General features: G+C 72.0%; 15 protein-coding genes and 1 pseudogene. 7 read left to right on the forward strand and 9 right to left on the reverse strand.

Features of this window, described 5'->3' with window-relative positions:
* Nucleotides 1-13: 13 nt before the first annotated feature.
* A complete protein-coding gene (gene dacB / locus AB0I69_RS06565) occupies nt 14-1288 on the reverse strand; it encodes a D-alanyl-D-alanine carboxypeptidase/D-alanyl-D-alanine-endopeptidase (protein ID WP_363094453.1) in 1275 nt (424 codons plus the stop codon).
* 694 nt (nt 1289-1982) lie between these two features.
* Nucleotides 1983-2519: pseudogene (locus AB0I69_RS06570) on the reverse strand (response regulator transcription factor); the annotation flags it as partial.
* A gap of 79 nt (nt 2520-2598) precedes the next feature.
* Here AB0I69_RS06570 and AB0I69_RS06575 point away from each other — a divergent pair.
* Nucleotides 2599-2820: a hypothetical protein gene (locus tag AB0I69_RS06575; protein ID WP_363094454.1), complete on the forward strand. Its 222-nt coding sequence runs from the start codon at nt 2599-2601 to the stop codon at nt 2818-2820.
* 2 nt (nt 2821-2822) lie between these two features.
* Here the strand turns inward: AB0I69_RS06575 and AB0I69_RS06580 are convergent, their stop codons facing one another.
* Nucleotides 2823-8069, reverse strand: a complete 5247-nt coding sequence (locus tag AB0I69_RS06580; RefSeq protein WP_363094455.1) for a tetratricopeptide repeat protein — start codon at nt 8067-8069, stop codon at nt 2823-2825.
* On the reverse strand, nt 8066-8851 hold the full coding sequence (locus tag AB0I69_RS06585; protein WP_363094456.1) for a hypothetical protein: 786 nt from the start codon (nt 8849-8851) through the stop codon (nt 8066-8068). Before AB0I69_RS06585 ends, AB0I69_RS06580 begins: the two co-directional genes overlap by 4 nt.
* A gap of 296 nt (nt 8852-9147) precedes the next feature.
* Between AB0I69_RS06585 and AB0I69_RS06590 the strand changes: the two genes are divergently transcribed.
* Entirely contained in the window at nt 9148-9663 is a 516-nt protein-coding gene (locus tag AB0I69_RS06590) for a Pycsar system effector family protein (protein ID WP_363094457.1), read from the forward strand.
* Nucleotides 9664-9682: 19 nt separating this feature from the next.
* Here the strand turns inward: AB0I69_RS06590 and AB0I69_RS06595 are convergent, their stop codons facing one another.
* On the reverse strand, nt 9683-10390 hold the full coding sequence (locus AB0I69_RS06595; RefSeq protein ID WP_363094458.1) for a Crp/Fnr family transcriptional regulator: 708 nt from the start codon (nt 10388-10390) through the stop codon (nt 9683-9685).
* Between the two features lie 154 nt (nt 10391-10544).
* Between AB0I69_RS06595 and AB0I69_RS06600 the strand changes: the two genes are divergently transcribed.
* From AB0I69_RS06600 to AB0I69_RS06620, 5 genes are read left to right on the forward strand one after another with little or no spacing between them, the layout of a single operon-like run.
* The gene (locus tag AB0I69_RS06600; RefSeq protein WP_363094459.1) at nt 10545-11105 is read left to right on the forward strand and encodes an RNA polymerase sigma factor; all 561 of its coding nucleotides are present in this window, start codon (nt 10545-10547) and stop codon (nt 11103-11105) included.
* On the forward strand, nt 11102-11941 hold the full coding sequence (locus AB0I69_RS06605) for a zf-HC2 domain-containing protein (RefSeq protein ID WP_363094460.1): 840 nt from the start codon (nt 11102-11104) through the stop codon (nt 11939-11941). The genes AB0I69_RS06600 and AB0I69_RS06605 overlap by 4 nt, the downstream gene beginning before the upstream one ends.
* Nucleotides 11942-11988: 47 nt before the next feature.
* A complete protein-coding gene (locus tag AB0I69_RS06610) occupies nt 11989-12795 on the forward strand; it encodes an ABC transporter ATP-binding protein (protein ID WP_363095008.1) in 807 nt (268 codons plus the stop codon).
* Nucleotides 12792-14192 (forward strand): hypothetical protein, encoded by a 1401-nt coding sequence (locus tag AB0I69_RS06615; protein WP_363094461.1) that lies wholly within the window; start codon nt 12792-12794, stop codon nt 14190-14192. Before AB0I69_RS06610 ends, AB0I69_RS06615 begins: the two co-directional genes overlap by 4 nt.
* Before the next feature lie 29 nt (nt 14193-14221).
* Entirely contained in the window at nt 14222-14797 is a 576-nt protein-coding gene (locus AB0I69_RS06620; protein WP_363095010.1) for a hypothetical protein, read from the forward strand.
* A gap of 17 nt (nt 14798-14814) precedes the next feature.
* On the opposite strand, the gene AB0I69_RS06625 is transcribed toward AB0I69_RS06620, so the two are convergent.
* The 4 genes from AB0I69_RS06625 to AB0I69_RS06640 form a co-directional block, all read right to left on the reverse strand.
* Entirely contained in the window at nt 14815-15726 is a 912-nt protein-coding gene (locus tag AB0I69_RS06625) for a helix-turn-helix transcriptional regulator (RefSeq protein ID WP_363094462.1), read from the reverse strand.
* A 121-nt stretch (nt 15727-15847) separates the two neighbouring features.
* Nucleotides 15848-17662, reverse strand: coding sequence for a protein kinase (locus AB0I69_RS06630; RefSeq protein WP_363094463.1), 1815 nt, complete (start codon nt 17660-17662; stop codon nt 15848-15850).
* 384 nt (nt 17663-18046) lie between these two features.
* Entirely contained in the window at nt 18047-18736 is a 690-nt protein-coding gene (locus tag AB0I69_RS06635) for a hypothetical protein (RefSeq protein WP_363094464.1), read from the reverse strand.
* Nucleotides 18726-19250: a SigE family RNA polymerase sigma factor gene (locus AB0I69_RS06640; RefSeq protein WP_363094465.1), complete on the reverse strand. Its 525-nt coding sequence runs from the start codon at nt 19248-19250 to the stop codon at nt 18726-18728. Before AB0I69_RS06640 ends, AB0I69_RS06635 begins: the two co-directional genes overlap by 11 nt.
* Nucleotides 19251-19317: the final 67 nt, after the last annotated feature.

Genomic DNA, 19317 nt, shown 5'->3' on the forward strand with positions numbered 1-19317 from the left:
TCGGCCGGGGCTGCTACCAGCAGCCCTCGACCGTGGCGGCGAGGCCGTCCAGGCCGTGGGTGACCGTGGCGGTGGGAGCTACGCCGTTCTCGACGAACGCGAAGCTCTTCCAGCGGCCGTCCGCGCCCTTGGCGACCCCGGCCAGGGCGGACACGTCGTGCAGGGAGCCGGTCTTGGCATCGACCTTTCCCACGGCGCAGGAGGCGGGTGCGGTGGTGAAGCGGCCGTAGGAGGTGCTGAGGGTGCCGTCGACCCCGGCGACCGGCAGGCCCTGCAGGATCGGCCACAGCTTGGTCTGGTGGTGGGTGTCGACGGCGAGTGCGGCGATGGCGGAGAGGGCGTCGGCGGTCATCCGGTCACTGCGGGACAGGCCGCTGCCGTCGTACTCCTTCACGCCGGTGAGCGGGATGCCGTACTGGACGAGGACGGCGTGGACCGCGGCGGTGCCGCCCGCGAAGGTGGCGGCCCGGCCCTGGCCGAGCGCGGTGAGCCGCAGCAGGCCCTCGGCGATGTCGTTGTCGCTGTGCTTGAGCATGTACTCCACGGTCGTCGACAGCGCCTTGGACGTGTGGGTGGCCAGCACCGTGCTGCCCGACGGTGCGTTGGCGCGGGCGGGCTTGCCCACCGTGATGCCCTGGGCGGTGAGCTGCTGGGCGAAGTACGTGGTGGCGGTGAGCGCGGTGTCCTGGGTGTTGTTGCCCTCGATCCGCAGCGCCCGGACCGGGGCGACGGTGTCCGGGTAGTAGCCGCTGTTCCAGCCGGTGGCGAGGCTGGGTGCGGCGAAGAGGTGGTCGTCGATCATCAGCCGCACCGAGTGGAGGTTCTTGGCCTTCAGGGCCTTGGCGGCGGCGGTGGCGAGACTCTTCAGGTCGGCGGAGCCGAGCTGCTGATCGCCGCCGCCGACCAGGTACACCGTGCCGGAACGGTAGACGGCCTTGGTCTGCACGGTGTGGTCGGGGCCCAGCACGGTGAGCGCGGCGACCGCGGTCGCCAGCTTGTTGGTGGACGCGGGCATCAGTCCCGTCGTCCTGTTCTTGGACCACACCGTCTGCCCCGAGACGACGTCCCGGACCTCGCCCACCACGTTGCTGCCGAGGTGCGCGAGGCCCACCCGCTGGTTCAGCTTCGTGGCCATCGCCTTGTCGGCGGCCGTCAGCCCGTTCGCCGCCGACGCGGAGGTGGCGGTCATCGCCATCGCGGCCACCACCGGAACCGCGATCACGGCCATCCGCCCGCCGTTCCTGCCGTTCTTGCCGTTTCTGCCGCGCGGAAGTGCGTGCCTGCCCACAGCGTTCTCTCCTTCGCCTTCGCCGTCCCGTACGGCGAACATGTGACCAGCGGCTCAAGACCACCCCTGGTTCGTTTCGTCTTGGTTCTGTAACTGCGCCCGCGCAGATGAGGCGCCGTCAGGAGCAGGTCCTGTCGAAGTCGTTCGCCCGCCATACGGCATGGCCCGGCACCTTCACCGTCACCTGGGCCGGTGCGGTGTCCGGGCTCGCGGTGAGGAAGGCGTCGGCGGCCGTGCAGAGCAGTTGGCGGGTGGCGACCGCGGTCAACGGCCTGGCGTACGGCGGCAGTTCGACGGTCACCGCGCCGCCCGCCACGCGGACGCTCGGTCGCCACGTCTGGGCTGCCGGAAGTTCGCTGGTGACGCCCTTGGCCCGGATCGCGTGCCCCGGGCCGACGGCCAGCAGCCACACGGCCGGCTCGACGTCGTACAGCACCGTGCCGGCGTGCTGGGTCCGGAACGCCAGTGCGGCCTTGAGATCGGTGGTCGAGGCGGTGTCGTCGGGCAGGGCCGTCAGGTCGCCGCGCAGCCGCGACGGAGCCCGCACCCGGGCCACGGCGCGGGCGGCCGTCCCCGTGGCCTTCGCGGGGGACTTCAGCAGGTTCCTCATCGCGGCCCGAACCGGTCGGGCTGGTCGGGCTGTTGTCCGGAGTCCTTGAACCGGTAGCCGAAGCCGCGGACGGTGTGGATGTAGCAGTTGCTGCCGGCTGAAGACCTGGCCGGGCGAGGCCGACAGGGTCAGCAGGAGCCGTAGTTCGGACGGGGCGAGGGCGACCGGCGCGCCCTCGCGGCAGACCGTCAACGCGGTCCGGTCGATGGCCAGTTCGCCGTGGGTCTCGGTCTTCGGCGCACCTCCGCCGGAGGGTGCGCCGACGCGCCGCAGGAGGGCGCGGATCCGGGCTTCGAGGACCCGGGCCCGGACGGGCTTGACAACGTAGTCGTCGGCTCCCGCTTCGAGCCCGACCACGATGTCCACGTCGTCGCCGCGGGCGGTCGCCATGATGATCGGGACCTGGTTGTCGTCGGCGCGGATCCGGCGGCAGACCTCCAGTCCCGACATGCCGGGCAGCATCAGGTCGAGGACCACGACATCCACCTGGCGGGACCGCAGCCGGCCGAGTCCGTCCTCGCCGTTCCCGGCGGCCACGACGTCGTGTCCCTGACGGCGAAGCGCGAGTTGGACACCTTCGCGCACCGCTCGGTCGTCTTCGATCAACAGGACACATGGCATGCGCAGAAGTATCCGTAGACCGGAACTCCCGCGAGGGGCAATCGCATGATCATGGCTGATTCGCTACCCACCTGACGGGTTGTGGGCTCGCGCCCCCCGACCGATCGACCGTTGCGGCTCCGCGTCCGTCGCCACCGGCGCCCACGACCTGACCAAGTCGGCCTGGTCCGTGGGCTGCACTAAGGACCTGTCCATCGCGATCACCCTCTTCCGCAACAAGCCCGGCCAGGCCCAGCTCCTCCCCCTCACGGGGGCCCGTTTCATGGGGTTCACCGGCACCTTCGACCTGAACCGGCGGTGAAGTCAGGGCAAGCGGTGGTTGCCCTGACTCAGGCCGCGTTCGGCTTTCTCCAGTTGGCTCAGGGCCAGGCTCAGGAAGGTGGCGTTGCCTGTCGCCCGGCAGATGTCGACGGCCCGCCGGTTGGCGGGGACGGCCTCCGCGTAGTGCCCGGCGTCCACGAGGGCGCCGGCCCACAGGACGAGACTCCAGGTCTGCTGCTCCGGGTCTCCGCTCTCCACGTGGGCCTCGTGCAGGCGCCGGAACAGCGGGAGGGTGTACTCGGCTCGCCCCGCGTTCGCGATGTCGGTGCCGATGCCGAGCAGGGCCCGCTGTTCGAGGTCGGGTCTGCGCATGCCGCGGTACAGGGCGGCGCAGCTCAGGGCGACGGCGGCGGCCTCCTCGTCCCGGCCCGTCGTCGCCAGCGCCCTGCCGAGGTCGAACAGCGCTGCGCCCTGCCGGTCGCGGTCGCCGTCCTCCGCGAACGCGGGGGCGGCCCGGGCAAGCGGGGCGATGGCCTCCTCCGGCCGGTTCAGGGCCAGTTGAGCGCGGGCGAGGTCGAGGAGCGCGGAAGCCTCCCCGGCGGGGAAACCGAGGCGCCGCAGGAGGTCGGCGGCCCGCCGCATGACGGGGACGGCCTCCTCGTGGCGTGCCTCGGTGATCAAGGCCTGGCCGAAGGCGTACTGGCTGATGGCCTCCTCGCGCTCGTCACCCGCCGCCCGGGAGCAGGCCACGGACCTCTGCCAGGCGGCGAATGCCTCGTCGGTACGCCCCAGCGACCGCAGGGAATCGGCCAGGTGACGCAGCGCCTCGGCTCCGGTCGCGTGGTCACCGGCCCGGCGGGAGATCTCCGCGGCCCGCGAGAAGCAGCCGACCGCCTCCTCGCGGCGCTGCTCGTGCTCCAGGCCGAGGCCCGCGTCGCACCAGGCCCGGCCCTCGCCCTGGAGGTTCCCGAGTTGCCGGTGGAGCTCCGCCTCGCGCACGTGGACGGCGACGGACTCCGCGTGCCGACCCGCCCGGCGGAGATCGGCCCCGAGCTCGGCGGAGGTCGTGGCTTCACCGCCGGCATCGCCCGCCTCGCGATACGCGGCGACGGCCCGCCGGCGGGCGTTGACGGCCTCGTCGGTACGTTCCAGCTGCGCCAACTCGGTACCCAGGGCCGACCATGCGGACGCCTCGCCGGCACGGTCACCGGCCTCGCGGTAGACACCGACGGCCCGCTTCCAGACCAGGACGGCCTGCTCGGGCCGCTTCAGGTAGGAGAGTGTCACGCCGAGGCCGAGGAGCGCCTCACCCTCGGCCGGGAGATCACCGGTCTCCCGGCAGACCTCGCTCTCTCGTTCGTACGCGGTGCGGGCCTCCGCGTAGCGGCGCATCGAGAGGAGACTGCCGCCGAGCCGGTGCAGCATGAGGCGTTCGCGCGAGCGGTTGCCCACGGCACGGTAAAGGGCGGCGGTCTGCTCGCAGACCGGTGCCGCCTCCTCGTACCGCTCGGCGTTCATCAGGGCCTCGCTGCGGTTGGACAGCGCGTCGGCCTCATGGGCCTGATCGCCCTCCTCGCGGTAGAGGACCGCGGCTCTCCCGCACGCGGCGGCGGCGTCCGCGAAGCGGCCCGTGTTCGCGCAGGCGCCGCCCAGATTGACCAGGGCCCCGGCTTCACCCCGGCGGTCACCGGCCTCCCGCAGGAGGGCTACGGCCTGTCGGCAGACGGCGACGGACTCCTCGTACCGCTGCAGATGCGCGAGGATGCCGCCGAGGGGGCTGAGCGCCTTGCCCTCCTCAGGGCGGTCGCCCGTCTCGCGCAGGAGGACTGCCGCCCGCTCGTAGGCGGTGGCCGACTCCTCGTAGCGCTTGAGGTTGTACAACGCGAAGCCCAGCCTGCCCAGGGAGTCGGCCTCACGGCCGTGGCTCTCCCGCTCCCGGTAGATGCCGGCGGCCTGCCGCAGGGGGGCGAGGGACTCCTCGAACCGTCCCAGCCTCAGGAAGGCGTAGCCGAGGTTGTGCCACGGAGGACCCGGCGAGGCATCGTGAGAGGTGCCGTTCTCCTCGAAGATGGCGAGGGCTCTCCGGCTGACGCCGATGACCTCCTCGTACCGCTCCGCCGCCGTCAGCGCGTAGCCCTGGTTGGTCAGGGCGGCGGCTTCGAGGGTCGGCTCGCCCCTTTCCCGGTAGACGGCCGCCGCCCGCCCGGAGGCGTCGGCGGCTTCGTCGACCCGGCGGAGGCGGGACAGGACCCGGCTGAGATTCGTCAGCGCCATGGCTTCCAGGTCGCGCTCGCCGGTCTCCCCGAAAAGAGTGGCGGCCCGCTCGCCCGCAGTGGCGGCCTCCGCGAGCCGTCCCAGGCTTTCCAGGGTGTTGGCGAAGTTGTTGAGCAGGTTCGCGGCCCTGCTCCGGCCATCTGCCTGGAGACAGATGGCGACGGCCCGCTCGAAGGCGGTGACCGCCTCCTCGAACTGCCTCAGCTCGACAAGGGACTTGACGGCGTCGGACAGTTGAGTGACAAGGTCGGGGAGGTCGGAGTCGGGCTCGGCCTCGGCCAGCCGGCGGTGCAGGCCGGCCACCCGCTCCCGCGCCGCCAGGATCTCCTCGGGCTGTGCCTCCGGGGCGAAGGACACCCGCGTCAGGGCCACCGCACCCCCGGGCAGATCGAGGGCGGGGTGCGCGACGATCAACTGCCGGTACAGATCGGCGGCTTCCCGAAGCGGGCCCCGAGCCTGCTCCCGGCGGTCCAGATCCACCAGCCGGTCGCCGAGACCGTGCAGCGCCCGGGCGAGAGCGAGGTGGTGGGCGCCGAAGTCGGTCTCGGCCAGCTGCCGTTGGATGGCCACGGCCTCCTCGACGGGAGCCAGTGCCTCCTTCTTACGTCCCACCTGCGCGAGGCTCAGGCCGAGGTTGTACAGGGCGAGCGCCAGGCCGGGCTGGTGGGCGGCAGGGTTGGCGGCGGCCAGGTCGCGGCAGAGGTCCACGGCCTCCTGGGTGACCACCAGGGCCTCCTCGGCCCGGTCCACCGCGGACAGCGCGCCCCCGAGGTTGCCCAGCGCCATGGCCAGGCCGGGGGTCTCGGCGGCGGGGTTCGCTGCGGCCAGTTCACGGGAGAGGTCGACGGCCTCCTGGGTGGCGGCCAGCGCCTCCTCACCACGGTCCGTCTCAAGCAACCTCGCGCCGAGATTGCGCAGTTGGACCGCGAGTTCGCCGCGCCGGCCGACGGGGATGCGGGCGGCCAGGTCGCGGTAGAGGGAGAGGGCCTCCTGGGTGGCGGCCACCGCCTCCGGTGCGCGGCCGTGCCCGGAGAGCCGGTGGCTGAGGTTGATCAGCGACCTCAGCAGGGTGGGAAGGTGGGCGGCCGGGTCGCTCTCGGCCAGTCGGCGGCAGATCGTCACGGACTCTTCGGAGAGGAACAGTGCCTCCTCCGAGCGGCCCACGTCGGACAGGTTTCCGGCGAGGTTGTCCAGCACGACCACCAACCGGCCCAGGTGTACGCGGTGTTCGCGATCGTCCGGATCGTCGGGAGCCGCCTTGACGAGCTGTCGGCACAGCCGGACGGCCTCCTCGGCCGGGGCTATCGCCTCCTGCCGCCGGCCGGCGTTGCTACGGCGCCACGCCAGCGTGCCGTACAGCGTCGCCCGGTCGCCGGGGTCGGTCGTCAGGGACAGCCGGTGGGCGATCAGGACCTCCATGACCGCGAGGATGCCGGTGTCGAGGTCCACGTCACTGTCCTGGGGCAGCCTGGCCTCGACCGCCTCCAGTACGGCCAGCAGGTCCGGGTCGGGGCCGCTGTCGCCGGTGTCGTCCGGGTCGTCCCGGCCGGTGGGGTCGCCGAGGGCGGCGAGCGTGGTCAGGGCGGAACTGCCGGCGGCGATCGCGAGGCCGGGGTCGCGGCGCAGCAGCGGGTACAGGACGTCCTTGCCGAGGTGCGCCCAGCGGCCGGCGGCGGAGGCCAGGAAGGTCACCGTGCGGGGGGCGATGACCGCCCGGAGATCCTCGTCGGCGGACGTCCCGGCGGGCTCAGCGGTCAGCGTCGCGGGGGCGTCGTGCGCCCAGGGGTCGGGTTCGTAGGAGCTGATGTCGTGCCCGGGGGTGAGCAGACCGAGGAAGTCCTCCGCGAGCCGGTCGGGGTACAGGGGCTCCAGGACCGTGGCACGGTCGGCGGGCGGATAGCAGAACCGGTGATCGTCCAGGAGGTGGTCGTGCGGCCCGGGCAGGTCCAGTTTCCGCAGGGCCTGCTTTCCGGTCCGGTGGCCGACCGCTCCGGTGAGGACGGCGGTGAACACGGTCTTGGCCATGACGGACTGCCCGGTCCGGTAGTCCTGCCCCTCCCGTCCGGCGTCGACGAGCCGCTGCCACGCCAGGCGTTCGCGGTCCAGCAGGTACGCCGAGAGGTGGTGCGGCTCGTAGCGGGCAGGTGCGGTGCCGTTCTTGCGGGCGTCGACCGCGACCAGGGCGGCCATCTGCAGATTCAGCGGCAGGCCGAAGTCACGCTGGTCGAGAGCGGCGGGCGGGCGGATGCCCGCGATGTCCGGTACGCCGTACAGGTCGGTCTCGGCGTAGCGGTCGCGGGCCGCGGTGAACATCCGCAGTCTGTCCCCGGCCAGCCCGGGCAGGAGCAGGTCGGCGGTGGCGGCGCGGCGGTCGCCGAGTTCCGCGCGGAGGGCGGCGAACCATCGGACGGTGCGGCCGATCAGCAGGACCCGTGTGGGCTGCGGCTGGTTGAGGACGGGGGCGGACAGCAGGCGTTCCAGCTCGCTGTGCGCCCATCGGTCGGCGTAGTCCACGACGAGGAGGACCCCGGCGGCGTCGTCGGGCGGGGCGACGCCGTTGCCCGAAGGGAAGGGGCCGGGGGAGGCGCCCTGGAATCCCGCGTGCAGGACATGCCATGGCCGTGCGGCGGGCGTGTCCGGGCCGGTCCGGCCGTGGCACCGTTCGGCGAACTCAAGGGCGAGCCGGGTCTTTCCCTGTCCGCCGGGAGCGTGGAGCAGCAGGACCGACAGTCGCGGGCCCTCGGCGTCCCGCCATTGCCGCAGCCTTTCCAGTTCGGCTTCCCTGCCGACGAACGGCACGATCCGGCTGCGCGCGTCCAGCAGTCGGCTGGGCTGTTCCATGAGCCAGGCGGGGTCGGCGGCGGCCGGGGCGGGGAACTCCTCGATCGCGGGGAGGCGTGAGCCGTAGACGTTGATCGTCGCGTTCGGGCTCTGGATGCCCCAGCCGTCGGGGCCCACGTTCTGCACGTAGGTCCGTGCGTCCGGTTCCCGGCGGTTCCCGGGGTTCTCGGTCACGGCTGGTCACCCGCGGTGCGCGGGGTCTGTGTGATGGTCACCGTCGCGTTCTCCGACTGGATGCCCGTACCGCCCGACACGTTCTGGACGAACCTGGCGGCCGACTGCTGCGGCACCGTGTCGGGCGGCGCCTCGGCCGGCGGGGTCGTGTCCGGCTCCGTTCCCGGCCGCCCGGGACCGGTCCCCGCCACCCAGATCCAGGCCTCTCCCCGGTACTCCTTCTCCGTGACGGACACCCGCCGGAACTCCTCCTCCCGGAGGGTGGTGTGTGCCTCTTTCACGACGTCGTGGAAGACGACCGCCGACACCGCGACGGCGAGGGCGGCGTCCGGCGACTCGTCGAGGGCCGTGCGCAGGGCGGCGCTGTCGAGGATGCGGCCGATCTCGACGGGAGCCCGGCCGACGAAGCCGTTGCTGCCCGGCGAGGCGGGGCCGAAGTGGACGGCCGCTCTGAGCCTGAGCCGGGCCCGCGGGATCCGGTTCTGGTTGAACGCCCGCAGGCCGGCTTCCAGTGCGCGCATGAAGGTGTCGATCAGGGCGGGCTCGTAGGCCGTCTCGGGCAGGACGGCGAACACGGAGTCCCCGCCCTCCTGCGTCAGCCAGCCCGCGCGGTCCAGCCGGGCGGTGACGGCCGCCTCGTCCAGCAACCGCGTGATCCCGTCCTGGAACTGACGCTGCGTCACCGCGTCGGCGCCGCCGTATCCCTTGGCGTCGACCGCCAGCAGCAGCCTGCGCTCGAACGCCCCGGAGCCGCCCGGTCCTTCCCCACGCTTCGCTGTCATGACACCTCTCGCTACCCGCACTTCGGGGCGAAGGGCGCCCCATCTTCCAAATCTCCCGCGAATCAATGGAGTTGCTTCACGGCAGGCCGACGCCCGCTCCCCCTCGTACGGGCGCCGGCACAGCAGTCGTACACCCGCGGCCCCGGAGCGAACCCCGTGGAAGTACGGAATGCCGGGATCCGTGACGATGCACACGAGGTGTCGAGAACCCGCAGAAGTGACTGGTTCGGGCGCGGAGTTCGGCCCTTACTGGCCCTACCGGACGGAACACACCGTCGTAGCGCGAAGGGGGTCCCATGGCGTCCGCCCGACATGAAGTCGGCAATCGCCCCGCGGAGTACATGTTCACCGCGCTGCACACGACCCACCAGCACGCGGACACGAAGGCCGGCATCCTGGCGGCGGCGCAGGCGGCGCTGGCCGGTACGGCGGGGGCGTGGAGCCACCGGGCCGCGCTCGCCTGGGAACGGGGCGGTACGGCCGGGGTGTTCGCCGGTGTGCTGCTGGCCCTGTTCGTGTGCGGGCTGGTCGGCGGTGTGGTGAGCGTGGCGGCCTCCCTGAGCCCGCGGTTGCTGCGGGACCCGGACCCCAATCGCTACAGCTTCGTCCAGTTGGCGGCGGGGCCCGACATCCTGCCCGCCGACCGGTCGCGTCCGGACGAGGCCGCGGACCGGCGGGAGTTGTCGCAGACCGTGCGGTTCCTCGCGCGCGTGGCCGTCCGCAAGTACCGCTGGCTGACGAGGGCGGTGGTGTGCACGGCCGTCATGGGGGTGACCGGGGGGCTGGGCGTGGTGCTGCTGCGGGTGGTCTGACGGCGGTCGGGCGCGGTTCTCACGGCTGTTCGTGCGCCAGGTCCGCGAGTCGTCTGAGCCGGGGCAGGTCCCTGATGGCGGTGGAGCGGTAGCCGGTCTCCAGCAGGCCCTCTTCGCGCAGTTCACGCAGCACCTTGTGGATGGTCGTCTCGGCGGCGCCGACCAGGGTGGCCAGCTCCGGCTGCGTCAGCCGGCAGCCGATGACGACACCGCCGGGCCCGGACGATCCGTAGGAAGCGGCCAGTTCCACCAGCAGTCGGGCCAGCCGTACCTTCGCCGGATACCCGCGGAAGTCCAGCCGCCGCCGGTTCGCCCAGCGCAGCCGGTCGGCGACGACGGCGGTCAGGGTCATGGAGATCTCGGGGCGCCGCAGGAGCAGTTGCCGCAGTGCGCCGCTCGGCAGCACGCGGGCGGTCAGCGGACCGCAGGCGGTGACCGTCGCGGAGCGTGGGGCCCCGGTCATCAGGGCCATCTCGCCCACGGTGTCCCCGGCGGCCCGGACCGCGAGGAGCGAACTCTCGCCGTTCTCCACGGTCGCGGTGACCTTGGCGAAACCGGACAGCAGCAGCAGTGCGTGCTGGTCGTTCATGCCCTCTCTGAGCAGCACGGCGTCCGCCTCGAACCGTGCCCGGGTCCCCAGGTCCAGCAGTTCTCGCCGGGCCGGGAGCGACAACAGCCCCAACAGACTGCGCGCGGGCCACTCTTCGGACCCGATTGCCCCATCCATGCGCATTCCCCGTATCCCTCTGCGTCCGGGGGAAAGTCCCGGTCGCCGACAACCGGACATCATCGCGCCGGTCCGCACCCAGTCCAAGCGAAGTTGTGTGACGGGGCTCACACCGAACCGAAAACCGGGGGTCCGTGCCCCGCGTCTAGCCGGTGTGAGATCAGTCAGGAAGGCACCGGACGAGTGGGACGAGGAGCGTCTCGTCCGGCTGGTGGCCAAGGGGGACCGGGCGGCGTTCGACGAGCTGTACCGGCGTACCGCGCCGTGGATGGCGGTGCGGCTGCGCCGGCGCTGTGCGGACGAGCAGATCGTCGCCGAGGTGATGCAGGAGACGTATCTGGCGGTGTGGCGTGCGGCGGGCGCGTTCGCGGGGGCCTCGGTGGGCGGGACGGCCGTCGGGTGGCTGTGGACGATCGCGGCGCGGCGCCTCGTCGACGCCTTCCGGCGCCGGGCCCACCACGCCGAGCCACCGCCGGCCGCCGCTCCCGCCGACGCGGCGCCCGCCGCCGAGGAGGAGGCGCTCGCGGCCACCGTCGGCGGGGACGTCGGCGACGCGCTGCGGCACCTCGCGCCGGAACTCCGGCAGGTGTTGCAGGCCTTGGTCCTCGACGGGCTGTCCGTCCGGGAGACCTCCGTCCTGCTCGGGCTGCCCGAGGGCACGGTCAAGACCCGTGCGCGCCGGGCTCGGATCGCTATGCGGAGGGCGCTGACATGAGCGTGGAGCACGCTTCGACGCGGATCATCGACTGTTATGCGCGCGGCCTCGACGGTACGGATCTCACCGCCGACGAGGTGTGGGCCGTAGAAGCTCATCTGGAGGCCTGTCGGGTCTGTCGGGAGCGGCTCGCGGCGGCCGTCGCCGTGCAGGCGCCTGGCGTGGCGGCGCTCGTCGGGAATGTGTGGGCCGGGCTCGAACCCCGGCTGGGCGCGCCTGTGGCGCGGCGGCGGTATCGGTCGGTGCGGCTGTCGAGTTGGCTGACGCCCGCGATGGTGCCGTGGCTGGGGATGGTGGTGAGTGTCGCCCTGCTCGCCCTGTTGCTCGATCTGGTCGGAGGCGGTTACGGGTTCGGCTCCGGCCGGGTGTCGTTGGTGTTGTTGCTCGCGCCGGTTCTGCCGGTGCTCGGTGTCGCGGCTTCCTGGTCGCAAGGGCTCGATCCGGCATATGAGTTGACGGCTTCTGTGCCCAGGGCCGGGTTGCAGTTGGTGTTGCGGCGTACCGCTTCCGTGCTCGCCGTGGTCGTTCCGGCGCTGCTGGTGGGGGGCTGGGTCACTGGGGTGCCGGGGGTGACGGCCGTGCAGTGGCTGCTGCCCTGTCTGGCCTTCACCTCTACGACCCTGGCGCTCGGCGGTGTCGTCGGGGTGACCCGTGCCGCGGTGGCGGTGGTCGTCGTATGGGCCGGCGTGGTGGTGGCACCGACCGTGGACGCCAGCCGTGCCACCTTCGCCCTGCAGACGGGCGGGCTGGCGGTCTGGGTGCTCGTCCTCACGCTCGGCATCGGTGTCGTGATCGCCCGCAGGGGCGCGTACTCCGTGCTGGGAGCCCATCGGTGACCCGTGGAACAGCCATGAGAAAAGCCATCGGAAAGGACCCACACATGATGCCCGCCATGAGCGCGGCCGACATCGCGCCGACGCCCTACGCCTGGGAGATCCGGGCCACGGGGCTGAAGGTCAGGGTCGGCAGGAAGCGGATGGCCGTCGACGGGCTCGACCTGTCGCTCGGCACCGGTGTGCACGGTCTGCTCGGGCCCAACGGGGCCGGGAAGACCACCCTCATCCGGGCGTTGGCCACCGTACTGCGGCCCGCCGAGGGGACCTTGGAGCTGCTCGGCGAGTCCGCGGGCGGGACGTGTGAGCACCGGGCGCTGCGGCGCCGGATCGGCTATCTGCCGCAGGAGTTCGGCTACTACAAGCGGTTCACCGTGCGCGAATTCGTCGAGTACATGGCCTGGTTGAAGGAGGTACCCAAGCCGGACATCCCCGGGGCGGTCCAACGCGCCGTGGAACGCGTGGGGTTGGCCGACCGTGCCGAGGAGCGGATGAAGGCCCTGTCCGGTGGCATGGTGCGCCGGGTCGGGATCGCCCAGGCCATCGTCAACGATCCGGCGATCCTGCTCCTCGACGAACCGACGGCCGGGCTGGATCCGGCACAACGCCTGCGCTTCCGGGAGCTGTTGCAGGAGTTGGGCGCGGACACCTGTGTGGTCGTGTCGACCCATCTGGTCGAGGACGTCGCCGCCGCCTGTAGTGATGTGGTGCTCTTCGCCGAGGGCCGGCTCGTCTTCCAGGGCACCCCGGACGAGCTGGCCGCAGCCGGCGGACCCGAGTACGTGGGCGACAGCCCGTTGGAGCGCGGCTACTCGGCGCTGCTGCTCAACCCGGAGCAGACAAGGGGGACTTGGTGAACTTCCGTGTCCTGCATATCGAGTTGAGACGTTCCGTCGCCCCGTGGGCCGGCGGTGTGGTCCTGGCGAGCGCGCTGGCCTTCCTGTATCTGCTGAACGGCAGCTGGTGGAACGGCACCACGGCGTGGACGGCCCAGTGGACGTCCCTGGCCCTGTGGACCCGCAGCCTGCTGTTCTATCTGTGGCCGCTCGCCGTGGGGTTCGGGGCGTTGCAGGGCCTGCGCGACCACCGCTCGAAGATGGTCGAGCTGCTGACGAGCACACCCCGGCCCGCCCGGCACCGCGCGGCCGTACCGGCGGGCGCGACGGCGATCACGCTGGCCTCGGCCTACGCGCTCCTCGTCCTCGTCGGCGGAGTCCAGGTCCTGGCCAACACCCGGTACACACACCTCAGTTGGCTGCCGATCTCCCTCGTGGGGGCGCTCTTCCTCGTCGCGGGCGCCGTACTGGGCATGGGCGCCGGGCGGGCCCTGCCCTCCGTGCTCACCCCGCCCCTGCTGGCCATGGGCGCCTTCGCGTTCACCGCCCTCATGCACCTGTCGCTGGGCCGTACGGCGACGATCGACCCGGCGACGGGGATCACGACCACGGAACCGAACCGCCTCTCCCTCCTGTCACCCGAGGTCGACGAGGTCCACAGCACCCTCGTCACGCTCTCCGCCTCCGTCCACCTCGGGCAGACGATCTGGGTCCTCGGCACGGCCACGACCGGCTTCGCCCTGCTGGTCGCCGCGACCCGGCGCACCCGGCTGCTCGCCCTGGCACCCGTCCTGGCGGGCGCGGCGCTCGCCCTGCTCGTCCTGCCCTCCGACCCGCGTCGGATGTACGTCGTCGACGAGGCCGCCGCCAAGTCGGTGTGCGACGGCCCGGTGTGCGTGACAACGACGCACCAGGACCGGCTCGCCGACCTGGCCGGCCCCGGCAGGAAGGCGCTGCGCCTGCTGCACGGCGCGCTGGGCGACCGGGCGCCGGTCTCAGTACGGGAGAACACCGCCGTACAGCCGGAAGGTTCCACTCCGAAGTGGTCCCGTACGACCGTGCTCTTCGGCTTCGACGACGACATCGTGGCCGACGCGAGGGGCGAGGAGCAGCTGACCTGGGCACTGCTCGCCAAGGGCCTGGTGCCGGGGTGCACCCCCGTCGGCTGGAGCGGCTTCGGGGGAGACGAGTACGCGCAGGCCGTCGCGGTGGGCTGGGTCCTCGGGGAGTTGAAACCACTGCCCGGCACGCCGGCGAGCGCGAGCGGCGAGGTCGACGCCAAGACCCGGCCGGTGTGGAAGGAACTCAAGGCGCTTCCGCCGGCCGAACAGCTCGCGCGGATCAACGCGATGCGCGCCGCCGCGCTCTCCTGCAAGGGCGACCCGTTCGACGTACTGTCCGGCAAGGCGGCCCGGTGAGCCGGGTATCGGTGGCAGGGGTGGTGCCGGTGAGATGGCTGGCGTTGTACGCGCGCTCGCGTCAAGTACCCGCCTCCGTCGCCTCGGTGGTGATCTGCGCGGTGGCGGTGTGGGCACTCGCCCGGGACGGCGGCGGGGGGTCCGGTGATCCGCGGTTGCCCGTGCTCGTCCTCGCCACGGGGGTGATGGCGGCCTCGATCGGGTTCGGCGGGCAGGACCTCGCGCTGGACCGGACGGCCGCGATCCGCTGGGTGCCGCGCAGAGCGGCGCACGTGCTGCTCGCCGGGACGGTGGTGGCCGCGGTGCTGCTGGCCGTGCAGGCGATGGGCTCGGAGCGGGCGACCGTCGAGTTCGTCGTCCGGGACAGCGCGGGGCTGACGGGGCTGGCCGCTCTGGGCGCGGCACTCGCGGGCGGTCAGTACGCGTGGACACTGCCGTTCGCCTGGCTCTCGCTCGCGTTCTTCGCCCCGCCCGCCACGAGTACGGCGACGCGGGTGGCGAGTTGGTTGCTGCTGCCGCCCGGGACACCGGCGGGGGCCTGGACCGCGCTGTTCCTTCTGGTCACCGGTATCGCGGCGTACGCGCTTGCGGGGCCGCGGCGGTAGACAGTAGGCAGTAGGCCTCAGTCGAGGCTGTCGAGGCCGGGGGTCTCCGCATCGGGGCGGGCCGGACTGTTTCGCGGCAGATCACAGGACGCACGCAGAGCATCCAGTTTCTCCGCGTCAGTGGTCTCGGCCGCAGCCGCACAGGTGAGGATCCGGAGGTCGGTGCCGACAGGCATCAGGACATCGACGTCGAGGGTGATGTCACCCACCAGTGGATGTTCGATGGTCTTGCGGTCGCCGGTCCAGGGGGCGGCAGTGCCGTTGAACCACAGTCGGGCGAACGCCGGTTCCCGTCGAAGCATGCCTTCGACGAGTGAGGCAAGACGTTCGTCCTGGGGATGGGCGGCCGCCGTCACCCGCAGGTCGGCGACGAGGTTCTCCTCCTCCGCTTCGCTGCCTCCCCATGTCCGGACGGGCCATGCCGCGATCGGGTCCCGGTCCCGACTGGCTCTCGTCCGGAACATCCCGGCGACGAGATTGCTCCCCTCCCAGCCGTACGCGCGGGGATCGCCGGCCGCGGCCGTCCACATCCTGTTCCAGCCGATGATGGTCCAGTCGGCGGCGAAGATCCCGGCGGGAGTCGCTCCCAACTGGTGTACCAGTCGCTGCACACTCACGGGTATGTGCCTGGAGACGTCTCCGGCGGAGGGCGGTGCGAGCTGGGCGCAGCGGAACAGATGGTCACGCTCGGACGGGTCGAGGCGCAGTGCTCTGGCCAGGGCGGCGACCACTTGGGCCGAGGGATTGCGGGCGCGGCCCTGTTCCAGCCGCACCACGTAGTCGACCGATATGCCTGCCAGACGGGCCAGTTCCTCGCGGCGCAGCCCAGGCAGACGCCGCTCCCCGCCGGCCTCCAGCCCGCTGTCCTGAGGTGACGTGCGCTCACGCCAGCCGCGCAGAGCCATGCCGAAGTGATTCATCGTCGCCATGCGGGGCATCGTCGTCCAGACGCCGTGGACGACACGAAGGTTCTGTTGCCGCACGGCTGATTCGTTACACGGAGTCGAGTCCTGACCGCCGGTGTCGAGGGTGGCGGAGGTGAGACGTGGGTCAGCGAACCTTCCAGGTCTGGTTGTCCCAGTTGTTGCACTCCCACAGGACCACCACCGTTCCGCTCGTGCCCCCGAAAACGGTGACGCATTTCTGTGACTGGTCAGCCAGCAGTTCCGTACCGGAGAAATGGAATCGCTGGCTGGCATCGCCGCTGCATCCGGTGAGTTGAATCTCGGTCCGGTCGGCGCTCGCCCCTCCGGCCACGGTCATGCACTTCCCCGACGACCGGAAGGTCCCGTCCGTTCCGATGCGCCATTGCTGCCCTGTGGAGTCGTCGCACACGGCCTGGACCAGCTGGATCCCCTCGGTCGCGGCGCCACCGCTCAGGCACTTCTCCGTGGCGGGGACCACCAGGGCATGGACGGCCGGGACGACCGACGAGCCGGATCCGCTGTCCGTGGTCGGGCTCTCGTCTCCGGCTTCCGTGGGAGCGTCCTCTTGTCCGGCCTTGGGCGTCGACGCCTGCGACGAGGTGTGCGGCGTCGGCGACTTGAGGCTGGAACTCGTGGAACCCGACGGTGAGGAGACGGATGAGGCTGTCGGCGTGCCCGCGGACCGCGACGGCGTGGTGCCGTCGGCCGGCAGCGGGCCGGACGACACTCCGGCGCTGCTGGTGTTCTTCTCCTCCGTCGTGTCGACCAGCAGCGCGATCATGACCAGTACCGCCGTGGCGACCACCGCGGCAAGCACAACCAGCTTCTTCGAACGGCCCGTTCGGCCGGAGGGCCGTGGCGTCTGCGGGTCGGTCGTGGCCGGCTTCGGGCGTTCCGCCGGCGGGTCGGCAGCGGATGCCTCGCGTGTTCCGCGCTCCGGGGTCGGGTCCGGCGTCGGGTTCAGTTCCGGCTTCAGGCTGGGGGCCGACGTCGGACGCAGGGCCGGCTTCGGACGCAGGACCAACTCCCCTGCCACGACCGGAGCATCAGCCGCCGTAGCTGCCGCGGGCGGAGCGACGGCAGGCGGAGCAGCGGAGTAACCCACTCGCTGTCTTCGTCGCGGGTCGGCCCCCGCCGTCCGTAAGAGGCGCTCGGCGTCGTCGGCCGATATGCGGTCGGCCGGGTTGCCGATGAGCAGGCCCTGGATCAGCGGGGTCAGCGGCCCGGCGTCCCGGACCTCGGGGGGCGGTTCCATGGCGATGGCGTACATCGTCTCCGTCACCGTGTCCCGGAGGAACGGTGAGCGCCCGTCCACCGCCTGGAACAGCGTGGCGCCCAGCGCCCAGAGGTCGGCCTCCGGGCCCGGCTTGGCGCCGACGAGGCGCTCGGGGGCCATGAAGTCGACCGACCCCACCAACTGGCCGGTGCGGGTGAGGGCCGAGGCCTCGGCGGCCTGGGCGATGCCGAAGTCGGTGAGGACGACCCGGCCGTCCTCGGCGAGCAGGACGTTCGCCGGCTTCACGTCCCGGTGCAGGATCTCGGCCCGATGCGCCGCCCGTAACGCGGCGAGCACGCGACGGCCGATCCTGCCGGCCTCCTCGGGCGGGACCGGGCCGTGCGTCTTGATCACGTCGGCGAGGTTGGTGGAAGGCACGTACTCCATGACGATGACGGGCAGACCCTCGTCGTCCACGACATCGTGGACGACGACGACATTGGGGTGGTTGATCCGGGCGGCGCTGCGGGCTTCGCGGCGGGCACGCTCGAAGAGGGTGTCGAGTTCGTCGGCGTCGAGATGCGGCTGGGGATGGAGCTTCTTGACGGCGACCTGGCGGCCGAGGAGTTCGTCGCGGGCGCGCCACACGGTGGCCATACCGCCTCGGCCGATCCGGTCGAGGACGCGGTACCGGCCGACGATCAGCCGTCCTTCGTCGGACACCGTGGGTTCCTTTCCGCTGCTTCAGGGACCGCTCCGGCGGGCGGCGTCACGAGGTTCCTCCGTCCGGCGCCGGGATCGGCGTCATCGGCCCGCGGCCGGGTCCGGGTGGGGAGGTCTGTGGTGGATCGGTCGGACCCCGGACTCGGTGGGACAACGGCCTCCGGCTGCTTCCGGTTCGGGGTCTGCGACGCTGCGCGGCCAGGCCACCGGCAGGGCGGCGCCGCCATCTCACGTCATGAAGGTCCGACGACCGCGGTGAACGAACTCGCCGGGCCCTTCGCGTGCCCGATCATCCTCCAGAGAACACGGTGGCCGCCAGCCTCGGGGGTGGCAACAGGAGTACCACCCCGGGACCCGTACGGCCTCGCCGGCGGCCGGCCCGGTTCAGGAACCGATGCCGGCGACCTCGACGGCGGTCCCGGTCTTCACCGTCGCGTAGAACCACTTGGCGTCGGACGCGTCCAGGTCGATCCAGGCGCTGCTGGTCCCGTACTTGCCGACGTTCTCCTTGTTGAAGCGGAGGGCGGCGCCCACGTAGACCGGCACGTTGTCGGCGTCGCGCAGTTCGACCGCGTACGAGATCTCCGCGTTGTAGCGGGATCCGTCGGTCGGGTAGGCGACGGTGAGGATCTTGACGTCGGTCTGCCTGCCGTACACGGTCAACGGCCCTACGACCTTCGGGGTGTTGGGGGAACCGTCCGCAAGCGGCATGGCCCGTTTCCCGACGGTCATGACGCGCTTGCCGAGGTCGACGCGGCCGATGACGGGTGCGCGCGGGACAGCGGAGGCCGACGGGGCGGAAGCCGAGGGGGCGGGGAGCGTGGCTGCCGGGATCTGGCGCCGGGTCCCCGATCCCGCGGGGTGCGCGGAGTCCGTGAGGTCCAGGGTCAGGGCGAAGGCCACCAGGGCGAGGGCCGCCGTGGCCGCGACCAGTGTGCCTGCCGTGCGACGGCGCGCCCGGCGCACCGCACGGCCGCGGACCTCGGCGCCGGTGAGGGCCGGGAAGGTCTCGTGTCGTGCCGCCAACTCGCGCAGGGCGGTGGAGAGTTCGGTGTGGGTGCGGTCATCCGACACGGCCGCTCTCCTTCCGGGCCGGCGCGTCCGTCTCGTCCACCTCGTCGACCACCAGGTGCTTCGCCAGCGCCGCCCGGCCCCGGTGCAGCCTGGCCTTGACCGTCCCCACCGGCGCACCCGTCTCGGAGGCTATCTGCTCGACGCTCACATCACACAGATGATGCAGGACGATCACCATCCGTTGCGCTTTGGGCAGTTGGCGCAGCGCGGCGACAAGTGCCGTGTGATCGGGGCCGGGTCCCGGCGTGGTCCCGGGCGGTGGGGTCCGGCGCACCAGCTCCAGCCAGCGTCTGGCCCGGCGCCAGCGGCTGACCGCCAGCCGCATGGCGACGGTGCGTATCCACGCCTCGGGTGCCTCGTCCGCGAGGAAGTCCCGGCGCCGGTCCCAGGCTCGTACGAACGCCTCCTGGACCACGTCCTGCGCCTCCTCGCGATCCCCGGTGAACGCCGAGAGCTGGCCGGTGAGACGGGGAAACGTGGCCGCGTAGAAAGCGTCGAACTCGTCCTCGGTCATGACCTCACCGGAGTCTTGGAATTCCCGTGCAACCTGACCGCCCTCGCGGTGCGTACAGGTCCCGAAG

The sequence above is a fragment of the Streptomyces sp. NPDC050508 genome, from assembly GCF_040655155.1.
GTDB lineage: Bacteria > Actinomycetota > Actinomycetes > Streptomycetales > Streptomycetaceae > Streptomyces.